Here is a 12,382-nt window from a genome sequence, read left to right as displayed (position 1 = left end):
TGATATTCTATCATCTTTATAGAAATGAAAATTTAGAAAGCCTCATTTAATTTAATGTAGATAGTCGGCCATAGGATGAGAAGCTTTTGCCTGATGTAATCTTTCCACTAAACCGGTTCGGAGAAAAATAAGGGGGTCTACTCCTTCAGGTAAAGGTTCTGAAACAAGAAGGGTTGGTCCGACTCGGATCCCTTTTTTGTTATTAAAAAAGTCTATAACCTCTATTTCATAGGGAGCCAATTCCATTTGGTAATCCTTATCCAGCTTCTCTTTTATAGAAAGGAAGAGTTTTCTTACATCACTTTCATCAGGGCCAGACCAGACTTTAACTCCATCCACCAAAAGAGTTGTTGATCTTTCATCTGTTACCACATCAACAACCAGCATATGAAGAACTTTCTTCCTTTCAATGGGCCAATTATTCTCACGAATTATTTTTGAAAGGTAGGCTACTCGCTCCTTAACGTAAGGGTGATCCATAAATATCCCCGGATCCACATAAGGGTGGCGTAATTGCTCTTCTGCCAACCCCTCCATGACAGTAAGCGCAGCTGCAGGCGGGTATCCCGCTTTCTGCAGCGCATAAAGCCCTTCAACATCTGCTTCCTTTTCTAAATCCTTACTATATGCGTTTGTAATGGCTATTTGTGCCATGCTAGTCAAAAAAGCAGGTGCAGCTTTCCCCCCACTCACCAGAATGAGGGCCAGCGCAAAAATAGAGATGCGTTGGGATTGAGCCATCTGAAGCATAACATGTCTTCTATCAGCATGGATCATTTCATGAGCAATAATAGCCCCTATTTCAGCATCACTATGAAGAAAATCTAAAATTCCGGTCGTCATATATATAATGCCACCAGGCAAACTGAAAGCATTCAGAGATTTTTCCTGGATAATCCGAATTTCAAAGGGGAGGGTGCGAATCATGTGGGGCTTAATTTTTTCGCAGATCATAGAAAGATGAGCAATTTTTACAGGGTCGGAGACTCGTTCCCAATGCTGCTCTATCTCTTCTGAAACCTCTTTACCAAACTTAATTTCCCGCTGCATCTCATCTTCCGCTCTGGCATAAAAGCAAGAAAACAAAATAAACAGCAAGACCATCGCTGCTACACTCATTCTTCTTTTCATATAAAACCGCCCTTACAAAAATCTTTAGGGGAGAAAATAAGGCTCTTTGTATAACCAAGCATGAAAAATTATTCGTCTTCGTCACACATAATGTGTTCGATAAGGTGTGCTCGGCTCACCATACCCACAAAAACACCATCTTCTCTCACTACTGGTGCCATTTTTAACCCTTGCTGAATTAATGATAATGCCGCATGAAGATCGGAGTCGTCTTCTGAAAAATAAATTACCTTTCGCGTCATGTATTTCCCTACAGGTTCCATAACCTTTTTACGAAGTTTTTCAGAAAACTGATCAAAGTCCGGAATAAAAGTTGCTCCCTCCAGATACTCGCAATAGCCAGGTAAAGACGCTTTTATTATATCCTTCTCGCTGATAAAGCCAACAAGAAAACTCATTTCATCGACAACGGGAAGACCTGTAAGATTATGTTGGGAAAGCATTTCAATCGCTTCTTTCAAAGGCGTATTTTCCGTTACAGACGTCAAATCCCGATCCATCAAATCCCCTATTCGCATTCTTCGAGTCCCCTTTTAATCGAAGCGCTCCAGCTGCACACGCGGCATTAGAGCCTCTATTGCTTTGCGACTTGAGAATCCTTTCTCTACATGCATGGAATCTTCCCATGCACATGCCATAGCAAACCTGATTCGGTCTTCTACGTCCATTCCCTCTTCTCCACCAACAATGAGACCCGTAATAAGAGCATCTGCTGCTGCGAATATGGAAACAACCGACCGCCGTTCGGCGAGAGCTAAATAAATACCTTTAGGGGTAAAAAAAACATCTCCGTATATGTGGTATGAAGTAGTAGCCCATTCCACTCCCTGGTCGTGGAGTTTTGAAACGACTTCAATAATATTGTCAAGAGAAGTTAACGATATTCCAGATATTCGCGACATAAAACGATGATCTATTTTGGCGATGGTAGGACCAGCTTCAAGTGCAGACTGAAGGGGCAGTCCGGCAGCATCAACAATTGTCGGAATGTTATATTCCTTTGCCTTTCGAATAAGTTCTCCGTAAATATCTTGGGGAATACCAGGAGGGAGAGAACCACCTAGAACAAGTAATCTGGTGCGTTGCAGCATTCTTTGATAATTGCGAAGAAAACGATTATAGGCTTCTTCAGAGATATAGGGGCCTGGCTCGGAAAGCCCTGTTTCAATATGTCCTGACTCGTCTACTATATAAACGTTTGTTCGCGTTTCACCCTTTACATGGATAAAATTTGTTGTAATTCTATCTCTGCGCAGGACATCACGGATATAGGCCCCATTAAAACCTGCAAGAAATCCCATAGCAGCTGATTCATAACCTAACTGGGCTAACATCATGGAGACATTTATCCCCTTACCACCAGGAGTACGGATAGCATTCTTTGAGCGGAACCACCCACCTGGCCGGAACTCTGGCACCAAAAATTCCTCATCGACAGCGGGATTCAATGTTACTGTGACTATCATCAATCTCCACCCCCATGAGTAAAGGGAAGGTAGGATTATCCCACCTTCCCCGAATGAGCCCTACTCTATTTAAGAAATTCGGAAAGTTCAGAAGCAGTAGCTACTATTTTTTTAGAAGCAACTACACCTTTCTTAAGCTCCACAACAACTGGCATCTCACCCAATTCGAGTTTTTCAACCATACGAGCGTTGCGGTAACCATCAATGATAGCAACCTTTTCCCCTGTTTCCTTGCTCATCTCTTCCACGGCATTGGAAAGCCTCACCTGGGATTCCACAATGCTGGAATAGAAGAAGGCCACCACTCTCTCAGGATCCAAAAGGGTGGAGCGAAGATGAACCTGTTCATTTATATAGGCAGATGCTGCCATAGCTGCTATGGCGCCATCACTTGCAGCTGTCACTACCTGGCGAAGGTTCTTGTCGCGCACATCACCAGCGGCAAAAACACCTTCAACTGATGTTTCCATATCATCGTTAGTCACTATCCAGCCGCCTTTTTTAGCCTCAACAAGACCGCGGATGCATTCATCATGAGGAGCCTGTCCGACAAAAACAAAGACACCAGCTACAGGCAGATCAGAAACCTCTCCTGTTTTAACGTTCTTCAAAACGAGATTTTCTACCATACCATCGCCTTCGATTTTTTCGACAACGCTATTCCAGATGGGTTCAATCTTCGGATTTGAAAGTGTCCTTTCAGTGGCAGCTCTGTCAGCTCTGAAAGCATCACGACGATGAATAATGTACACCTTGGAAGCAAAATTTGTAAGGTAGCAGGCTTCTTCAACAGCCGTGTTCCCGCCGCCAACAACAGCGATTACCTGATCTTCGAAGAAAGCTCCATCACAAACTGCACAGTAGCTCACGCCGCCGCCAATATGTTCTACCTCTCCTTCACAGCCAAGTTTCCTGAAATAAGCGCCTGTAGCAAGAATAATCGCTTCGGCTTCTATTTCTGCCTTGTCTGTTACGACTATTTTGCTGCCGTCACGAAGCTCAATTTTCTTTACATCAGCGTCACGAAATTCTGTATTGAACTTCTCTGCATGCACTCGGAACATATCACCAAGTTCTTGGCCTGAGGCATGGGCCACTCCTGGCCAGTTCTCTATCTCGGCAGTAATATTTATCTGACCGCCGGGAACACCTTTCTCAATAAGAAGCACATCGAGTCCTGCTCTGCGACCATATATAGCTGATGTCAAACCGGCAGGGCCAGCCCCGATGATCACGAGCTCTCTCTTTTCCATTCAAACATCTCCTCCTCGTCCTTTGAAGCTTTATCTAATACAGAATAATATATATAGGTGATCGAATAGATCATCTGCGCCATTATACACGACGCCAAACTGCGATGCGATATATACCTTGAAAGTCCTTCGCCAGATTAATTAATCGTAGCCCTAAAGCGTTGTAATTTGCAAAAACTTCTCCTTGAATGCTGTCTCCTAATTCTACAACCAACATCCCTCCTGGTTTGAGCCAGTTGGGAGCAACATGAAGAAGCTCCTTATAGTAAAGCAGTCCATCCTCTCCGCCATTAAGGGCCACATAGGGCTCATATCCAACAACCTCTTTCATTAGTCTTCCAATCGTAGCAGTGGGAATGTAAGGTGGGTTGCTAATAATAAGGTCTAGGCTCTGAGAAGGAACTGGAATGTCACTCATTTCTCTAGAATGCCACAGCAAACAACGATGAAGCAAATTATATCTTCTCAGGTTTTTCCATGCCCATTCAATAGCCTGAGGAGAAACCTCTACTGCTACCCCTCTTGAAAGAGGTCTTTCTGCAAGGATAGTGGCGACAATGCAACCACTTCCCGTTCCCCAATCAAGAAAAGAGCCTTTGACAAAGTGCCGAAGTGCCTCTTCCACAACGAGTTCCGTTTCAGGACGAGGAATCAGACAACCTGGCCCTACTAGGAAGTCCCTGCCCCAAAAACTCTCATATCCAATGATATATTGCAAAGGCTCGCCAGAGATTCTGCGTTGTACCATTTGGCTCAGAGAAATGACCTCTTCTTCTGTAAGATACGCTTCAGAAGCTATAAGCAACAAACGAGATCGGGATATTTTCTTCAAAGAACAAAGAAGCCACTCTGTTTCGCTCTCCGACCCCTCTATACCCGCTCTTGCTAAAACCTGAACAGTTCTTTTCTTTGCTTGATAAAGAGTTTCCTTATTCGTTCCCAAGCTTCTGTAATCGCTCCGTCTGATCCGCCATAGTCATGGCATCGATCATTTCATATAAATCCCCGTCAAGATATTGATCAAGTTTATAGAGGGTTAGCCCAATACGATGATCTGTTATTCTATTCTGAGGATAATTATAGGTTCTGATCCTTTCTGAGCGATCTCCGGAACCAATCTGGCCGCGCCTCTCTTCTGCCTGCTCTTCCGCCTGTTTTCCCTTTTCCAGGCCATAAAGTTTTGCACGAAGATACATCATGGCTTTCGCTCTGTTCTTTATCTGCGACCGTTCATCCTGGCATGTAACAACAATGCCTGTGGGAAGGTGAGTAATACGGACTGCGGAATCCGTCATATTAACATGCTGCCCTCCAGCACCACTTGAACGGTAAGTATCAATTTTAAGATCTTCAGTACGTATATCCACGTCCACATCTTCTACCTCAGGCAAGACAGCTACAGTGGAGGTTGACGTATGAATACGCCCCCCTGCTTCAGTCATAGGAACCCGCTGTACCCTGTGGACACCACTTTCAAACTTCAATTTGCTATATGCACCGCGGCCATCTATTTTAAAAATAACTTCCTTCAAGCCACCGATGCCCGTCTCGTTTGACTGAATGATCTCTATTCTCCAGCCCTCTCGTTCACAAAATCGACTATACATGCGATAAAGATTGGCAGAAAAAAGCGCTGCTTCCTCTCCCCCTGCCCCTCCCCGTATTTCCATAATGACGCTTTTTTCATCGTTAGGATCCACTGGCAGCAGAAGGACATGAAGTTCGTCACGAATGCTTTCTAGAAGAGGCTCTTTTTCCTTTATCTCTTCCCTGGCAAGTTCCTGCATATCCCCATCCCCTGAATGAAGAAGGGAATGGGCTTCCTCAAGGTCACTCTTTACCTTTTTATACTCTCTATATTTCAATACAGCCGATTCTATCTGAGCATGTTTTTTTGCAAGTTGCTGTATCTCTTTCAAATTAGCTGCGATAACAGGATCAGACATTTGTTTTTCAAGATCTTCAAAAGTCTTTTCCAAATCATCAAGTTTACTCTCCAAATTCATTGTATTCCTCACCTCCGGAACGATCATACAGGGGCCTGTCCAATGCTTCCTCCAAAGCAGCTAGCGCCACCTCTACCTGTTCAATACTCGGTTCTCTCGTAGTCAGGTATTGAAATGACAAGGCAGGCCACAAGATGATCCTTCCTAACTTTTGTATAGACGATGCTGCCCGGATAATCTCATAAGAGATTCCCACTACCACAGGAAGCAGCAAAACTCTCATCATTATTTTCCAAAGCAAACTACCATGACCGGCTATAGAAAAAACTATAATACTCACTATCACAACAATCAAGAGAAAAGACGTGCCACAACGGGGATGGATGCGAGAATAGTTCATAACATTTCCCGGGGTCATATCAACTCCGGCTTCAAAAGCATTAATGGTTTTATGTTCCGCTCCATGATAGCGAAATACATCACGAATCTCTTTCCATAATCCGATACCTGCCACATACAACACAAAAAAAGTTCCGCGCAACAGGCCTTCGAGGACATTCTTCCATGTTTCAGAAAAATTCCAGAACTCTCCGCCAAGGTGGGCCAACCAAACGGGAAGGGCAACAAATACCCCTATAACCGCTATAAGCGCAAAAGCAACCGATCCTGCAAACTCAAGAGGGGTAATAGTTTCTTCGTCCCCCAGGGCTATTTCGGCAGAGCGATTCAAAGCGCGTATCCCTATCTTGAGCATTTCGAACATAATGACAAGTCCCCGTATCATTGGACACTTCCACCAGAAAGAAGAAGTTCGGAGGACTGCGTCCCAATGTTCCCGTACTATTTCACCGTTCTGCTGTCGAACTGCAAGCCCCCACCTTTGGGGGCCCCTCATCAGAACGCCCTCTATAACAGCCTGTCCTCCCACGGGCATGCGCTTCTCCCGTTTCCCAGAGAAGGTACAGGCAGTCTTATTATCTGAATTCAATACTATTCCTCCTCGAGAAGTTCCTCTATGGAATGAAAGGGTTTTCCACAGGGGCGAGCTTCACAGCAAGCACCCTTTACAACGCAGGAAGGACCTGCAATATTAAAAATGACAGGAGCTTCTCTTCGAACCACTTTAAGCATTTCTCGGGCTACCTGGCGAATCTCCCATTGAGCACGGCGACAAAGCCGCAATGAAAAGAAGTGATAAAGCTCTCTGGCATTCATGGTCATTACTAGGCTTGTTGTCCAGCCATGGGGTAATATATATCGCGCGTCTTCCTTGGGAATTCCTTGCTCAACCAGCTTCAAGTATACGGCATGAGCCGCCTTAACCTCGTTAAGGAACAGCTCTTTCCCCTCCTCATGAGCCGCAACAGATGGAGGAAGAATCACTTCTGGTTCAGCCATAGAAACATACCGCTGACTTCTTTGACTATAACTCGCTATGCGATGGCGGACAAGCTGGTGGCTTGTCACCCGGCTCATTCCATCTAGAGAAAAGGTAAAAGACGCATGCTCGAAAGGAGAATGATGACCGCTCCTCTGCAAGTGAAAAATCAGCGATTCTACTGATGAAGGGTCTTGTTCTTTCATAATCAATCCAGCAGGAATATCGCTATAACACAGGCGCGCTGCTGCCGCTACAATTCTGTCAGGATCTGGTGTATGCCCTAGCAAGGTCACCTGACACGTCATGTACTCATCAGCTCCTATCCTTCAAAAGCATGTAAAAAAAGGGGAGCTTTGCCCCCCTTTCTACTCTTCTGTTTCTACTTCGCGCTGTCCGTAATTGATACCTTCGTATTTCTTACGGAATTTTTCAAGACGACCAGCTTCGCTCACAACCCGGCTTCCCTTTTTGCCGGTAAAGAAGGGGTGGCATTCAGAACAGACCCCCACGCGGATCTCGGAAGAAGTGGAGTGAGTGTTAAACGTATTGCCACAAGCACACGTTACAACACATTCCTTATATTCGGGATGTATTCCCTTTTTCATCTATGTTGCACCTCCAAAAACTTTTCTTTACTGAACAAATATGCACTTTACCATATGGAATAAAGACATGCAAGCGGTTATTTAGATATGCATTACACCGAGACCGCATCTCTCATGATGGGCAACGGCATGATATGCTGTATCGCCCATAACTGCCACTGCAATCCAACGATCAATACGTACAATTGCTATTTTAGCTCCGACACTCGCCTCTAGCATTCCCACCGTTAAAAAACCTTCTAGAGCCTCTACTGCCGCATGCATAAGGGCGTGCATCTCATTACGAGTCTTCTCTACTACTCCAGCATTTAAAGAAGCTCCAACAAGGGCTCGAGTAATTTTTTGAGGGAGATCCCCTGCCAGTCCTCCAACTTCTGTTGCAACTGACCGCCAACCATTCTGTAATAATTCCCGTTTTAGTTCATTCTCTGAATCAGGAGTGGTGGTAGACGCTAATAGCAACGCTGCCCGACCAACCTGGTTTTCATCATTTAAATGAACATGGATATGTAACTCCAAGTCAATTCCACGCTGCGAGCACCCTATATTATTTTCCACTTTTTCTTCCTCAGCCATAACCTCCTCCATTATGACTTCCTCCTGATTATTAAATATTTTTTTCCAGAGCATGTCAGACACCTCTCCTCTCGAATACTTGTTTTACTATAGCATATTTATTTAAGAAGCTCTCTTTGTATGAATTTTATTAAAAACCTTTATAAACCTTTAAAAACACTCTATTCTTGATAGTCTTTCATAATAGCCTTATACTATATGAAACAAGAAAAATGAAATGGGGGGATGGGGAGAAGGAAGTTTTCTATATATATGAAAGTATGTTGACATAAAAAGGAACAAAAAACTTTCGAGGGGGAATGAGAAACATGATGAGAAAGACAATGGTTGCTGTAGCTATGTTATGTCTTTTGTTTGCCGTCTTTGCCGGAGCCGCCTCTGCAAAGACATTTATTTCCATCGCAACAGGTGGTACCGGTGGTACTTATTATCCTTTAGGCGGCGGTATTGCAGACATTCTGACCCGTCATCTTGAAGACGTACAAGTCACTTCAGAAACAGGGAATGCCTCTGTAGCTAACATCAACCTTCTTGGGACTCATCAGATTGAAATGGCCTTTGCACAAAACGATATTGCCTACTGGGCTGCAAAAGGAACTGGCCCCTTCAAAAAAGGCGCATACGATAATATCCGCGTTGTTGCCTCTCTTTACCCCGAACACGTTCACTGCATTACTCTGAAGGGAAGCGGCGTTAAAGACATTATGGATATTAAAGGAAGAAGGGTTTCAGTGGGAGCTCCAGGCTCTGGAGTACAGGGAGATGTAGATGCTATTCTGAAAGTTGCAGGCATAAAATATGGTGATATGCAAACAGATTTCCTTGACTTTAACAATACGACCCAGCGCTTTAAAGACGGACAGCTTGACGTAGGGTTTGTCGTCGCTGGATATCCTACATCTTCGATCATGGACCTTGCCACCATGCATGATGTTGATCTGGTAGAATTTAACGAAGAATTCCTCTCCAAACTTGTTAAAGAATATTCCTATTTTGTAAGAAGCGTTATCCCTGCAGGAACCTATCAGGGAGTCGATCATGATGTCACGACTCCTGCCGTAATGGCTCTGCTTATCTGTGACGCAGATCTTCCTACAGATCTTGTTTACCGCATGACAAAGGCCCTCTGGGATAATATTGAGGAACTTCGTCCAATTCACGCCAAAGCTCAACTTATTACCCTTGAAACTGCCCTTGATGGTGTATCTGTGCCTTTACATGACGGAGCTGCTCAATTCTACAAAGAAAAAGGAATGAAAATTCCTGAATTTTAAGAGATAAACATATAAAGTCCATTAAAGGGGGCTTCCTGGTACCAGGAAGCCCCCTTTCTCAAGTAAGAACAAAAAGGAGATCCTATTATCTGTTTACAAAATAAACCTGAAGTTCCTCTACCCATCGAGCAAGGTGCGTACATTGAGCTTTCCCGCTCACCCAATCTTTTCGTCCGCCGCCTCTAATTCCTAACGTCCTATTGTTTTTCACAAAACCCTGAAGATCAAGGAATGTTTTTTCTCCTTCCCCTAAAAGGAAATGACATCCTTCCTCGGCTGGTACTATACAAAGACAAATCGCCTCTGGTATCTCTTTAAGTTTTCGACTTACACAGGAAGAAACTACTTCTATAGGAATATTTGGAAGTTCAAAGGAATACAGAGGATGCCCCCCCATAGACTGCTCTACCCAGGGGAAGGAAACATATTCTTTAAGATGATCCAATCCTTTGATAAGAGCTTTGTTTTCCATTTGAAGTCTTTTAAAAACTTCTTCGAGTTTTTCAAGAGGACAACCAATGGTACGAAGCAATTTTCGCATAACATAGCTCTCTTTCCTCATTGCCTCTTCTCTATGGACCGTAAAGCGAAACTCCCATTCAGGAGCTCTGCCGTTGAATCCTTCTATAAAAACACCTCCAATATCGGAAGTTCTGCAAACGTGGGTCCCTGAGCACGCAATCATATCGAAGTCGGGGATAGTCACCACACGAACCAAATCATTTTCCCCTATACGCTCCCAGTTTGCTTTCAGATCTATCATCTTTTTTGCATCTTCAGGAGACAATACATTCACAGTGACAGGAAGATCTTTTTTAACAACTTCATTTGCGTCTTCCTCGGCCTTAAAAAGAATTTCCCAGTTCAATTCGTGAGGATAACGCAAATATACCGCTGTGGATTCTGTTCCTACGTCAACTTTATAAATATGCAGTTCTGGGTATGTGTTCTCAAGTACCTTTGAAATAACATGTTCCCCGGAATGCATCCGCGAAAGAAGCCACTGGCGCTCCAAGTCAACAAAACTTTCAACTTGCATATTTTCATGGATGGTACCACTTTTGACTTTTATATAAAGGACAATCTCTTCTCCTTCTTTTTGGCAATCTATGACATGGGCAAGAAAATTTTCAGCCCTTAAACAACCCGTATCTCCTGGCTGACCTCCTCCTGCAGGGTGGAAAGGATTGGGATCAACTATAATTTTTATTACTTTTTCAGTAGAATCAATTATTTTCATAATCTTGGTCTGCCCGATCATAAAAATCACCTCCGTAAACAAATACCTAAGCCAGAGAAAGACGCTGAAACTAAAAGTCCAAGAAAAAGCGGGGGGACATTAGTAAATATAAAAGGCGCTATCAATACTGCCAATAAGCCTCCACCAGCAGAGCATAGTGCCCAACAGGGAGAAAGCTGAAGGGGGAACAGAAGGGCAACGATGAAAGGGAAAAAAGTTCCAGCCCCCCGCAGGCTCATACTTAAATAACTCCACTGAAGAATCATATCGCCACTAAACAACTCTCCCATATAAGCTGCGCTTAGAACTATAAAAATCACAGCTGCCCTACTCATAAAAAGAGCTCTTTTTTCATCCATTTTCATATATGGCAAGGCTTTCAGAAAATCTTGCACTAAATTTGTAGCAATACCAAAAGAAAGACCTGCAGCAGCACCAACTACAGTTATCAATATTCCTGCCCAGAATATTCCACCCAGGATGGGGGGAAAGTACAAGCGTATGAACATTGGCAGAGCTTGTGACGGTACAATAGAAACGCCAGCAGTTCTCATAAAAAGACCTATGTAAATCCCCATTAAGCCAAGGGGAGGAATAAGGATACCAGCTAATAACGTCCCCTTACGAGCCGTGTCTGGATTTGAAGCTGCAAAAACTCCTTGTATGTAAATTTGAGTACAGAAAATACCAACTATCATCGACAGAAACGCTCCCAGTCCCTTTCCCACGCCAAATCCGAAGGGGCTGAATAAAGTTTTATTTCCAATATTATGATAAAGCCAGGAGGGGGTTACTCCTTTACCCATACCAAGTAATACCGAGACTGTCAGAATAAGGAAGAGCATCGCTATCTTTGCTTTCCCTATAACACTGTAACTTTTCAGACCGCCTAAACACAGAAATCCAAGGATCAGACAAGCTACACCAATGGATGCAACAAAAGAAGGGAAAGGGAAAACTGTCTGCAACAAAGCAACACCCGAAAGAAATTGAGCGACCACAGAAATATATGTTCCAACTGATGATGCCACCATGGAAAGCATGCTGACTGATCTGCCATAATGTCTTTTAAGAAATTCTGGAATGGTCACAACACCAGAACTTCGCAAAGGAGATGCAAATCCCCATCCCAAAATGAGACACCCTATGCCGCCACCTAGAGTGAACCACCATGCTGAAAGGCCGTATTCGTAAGCCATCTGAGCGGTTCCCACCGTAGAAGCCCCTCCAATAAGAGCCCCCATAATAACACCCGCTACTCCGCTTACCCCTGCTTTTCGTCCTGCAACTGTATAATCACTGGCTTCCTTTATTTTACGGGCAACGATCGTACCAAGTCCGAGAAAAACAAACAGCACAAGCAATGCTGAAGCAGTAAAGAGTTTCACCCTAATCATTTCCTTTTCAATCCGGCTTACGTCACAAAATGATGTGCCTGCGAGGATTCGAACCCCAGACCTTTATTTTCAGAGCTTCGTTTTTTTCAAAGCACTGATTAACGGCTTTCTTC

General features: G+C 43.8%; 13 protein-coding genes. 1 reads left to right on the top strand and 12 read right to left on the bottom strand.

Translation table 11 applies throughout. The features are described 5' to 3' along the window. Positions 1 to 51 precede the first annotated feature (51 nt). The 10 genes from B2U56_RS03085 to B2U56_RS03040 all read right to left on the bottom strand — a co-directional run bounded on the left by B2U56_RS03085 (position 52) and on the right by B2U56_RS03040 (position 8,370). Positions 52 to 1,131 carry a M48 family metalloprotease gene (locus B2U56_RS03085; RefSeq protein ID WP_286952227.1) on the bottom strand — a complete coding sequence of 360 codons (1,080 nt, stop codon included), beginning with the start codon at positions 1,129 to 1,131 and terminating at the stop codon, positions 52 to 54. 68 nt (positions 1,132 to 1,199) lie between these two features. Continuing rightward, on the bottom strand, positions 1,200 to 1,649 hold the full coding sequence (locus B2U56_RS03080) for an HPP family protein (RefSeq protein ID WP_286952225.1): 450 nt from the start codon (positions 1,647 to 1,649) through the stop codon (positions 1,200 to 1,202). A gap of 15 nt (positions 1,650 to 1,664) precedes the next feature. Next, positions 1,665 to 2,597 (bottom strand): 1-phosphofructokinase family hexose kinase, encoded by a 933-nt coding sequence (locus B2U56_RS03075; RefSeq protein ID WP_286952223.1) that lies wholly within the window; start codon positions 2,595 to 2,597, stop codon positions 1,665 to 1,667. Between the two features lie 65 nt (positions 2,598 to 2,662). Beyond that, positions 2,663 to 3,850 carry a thioredoxin-disulfide reductase gene (gene trxB, locus B2U56_RS03070; protein WP_286952221.1) on the bottom strand — a complete coding sequence of 396 codons (1,188 nt, stop codon included), beginning with the start codon at positions 3,848 to 3,850 and terminating at the stop codon, positions 2,663 to 2,665. A gap of 82 nt (positions 3,851 to 3,932) precedes the next feature. Then, entirely contained in the window at positions 3,933 to 4,793 is an 861-nt protein-coding gene (gene prmC / locus B2U56_RS03065) for a peptide chain release factor N(5)-glutamine methyltransferase (protein WP_286952220.1), read from the bottom strand. Continuing rightward, a complete protein-coding gene (gene prfA, locus B2U56_RS03060) occupies positions 4,780 to 5,856 on the bottom strand; it encodes a peptide chain release factor 1 (RefSeq protein ID WP_286952218.1) in 1,077 nt (358 codons plus the stop codon). Before prfA ends, prmC begins: the two co-directional genes overlap by 14 nt. Beyond that, entirely contained in the window at positions 5,840 to 6,784 is a 945-nt protein-coding gene (locus B2U56_RS03055; protein WP_286952216.1) for a DUF1385 domain-containing protein, read from the bottom strand. The genes prfA and B2U56_RS03055 overlap by 17 nt, the downstream gene beginning before the upstream one ends. Positions 6,785 to 6,786: 2 nt before the next feature. Then, a complete protein-coding gene (thyX, locus tag B2U56_RS03050; RefSeq protein ID WP_286952214.1) occupies positions 6,787 to 7,482 on the bottom strand; it encodes an FAD-dependent thymidylate synthase in 696 nt (231 codons plus the stop codon). A gap of 60 nt (positions 7,483 to 7,542) precedes the next feature. Beyond that, positions 7,543 to 7,782 (bottom strand): 50S ribosomal protein L31, encoded by a 240-nt coding sequence (rpmE, locus tag B2U56_RS03045; protein WP_013048121.1) that lies wholly within the window; start codon positions 7,780 to 7,782, stop codon positions 7,543 to 7,545. 81 nt (positions 7,783 to 7,863) lie between these two features. After that, entirely contained in the window at positions 7,864 to 8,370 is a 507-nt protein-coding gene (locus B2U56_RS03040) for a HutP family protein (protein ID WP_286952212.1), read from the bottom strand. Positions 8,371 to 8,666: 296 nt separating this feature from the next. Between B2U56_RS03040 and B2U56_RS03035 the strand changes: the two genes are divergently transcribed. Continuing rightward, positions 8,667 to 9,632 (top strand): TAXI family TRAP transporter solute-binding subunit, encoded by a 966-nt coding sequence (locus B2U56_RS03035; protein WP_286952211.1) that lies wholly within the window; start codon positions 8,667 to 8,669, stop codon positions 9,630 to 9,632. Between the two features lie 85 nt (positions 9,633 to 9,717). Here B2U56_RS03035 and B2U56_RS03030 read toward each other — a convergent pair whose 3' ends face one another. Together B2U56_RS03030 and B2U56_RS03025 are read right to left on the bottom strand one after the other, a co-directional pair. Then, positions 9,718 to 10,893 carry an alanine--tRNA ligase-related protein gene (locus tag B2U56_RS03030; RefSeq protein WP_286952209.1) on the bottom strand — a complete coding sequence of 392 codons (1,176 nt, stop codon included), beginning with the start codon at positions 10,891 to 10,893 and terminating at the stop codon, positions 9,718 to 9,720. A gap of 5 nt (positions 10,894 to 10,898) precedes the next feature. Continuing rightward, positions 10,899 to 12,260, bottom strand: a complete 1,362-nt coding sequence (locus B2U56_RS03025; protein WP_286952207.1) for a sodium:solute symporter family protein — start codon at positions 12,258 to 12,260, stop codon at positions 10,899 to 10,901. Positions 12,261 to 12,382: the final 122 nt, after the last annotated feature.

This window comes from Aminobacterium sp. UBA4987, from assembly GCF_002396985.1.
GTDB lineage: Bacteria > Synergistota > Synergistia > Synergistales > Aminobacteriaceae > Aminobacterium > Aminobacterium colombiense.
The sequence above is the reverse complement of the archived record's forward strand: the minus strand, read 5'-3'. Positions and strand labels throughout refer to the sequence as shown.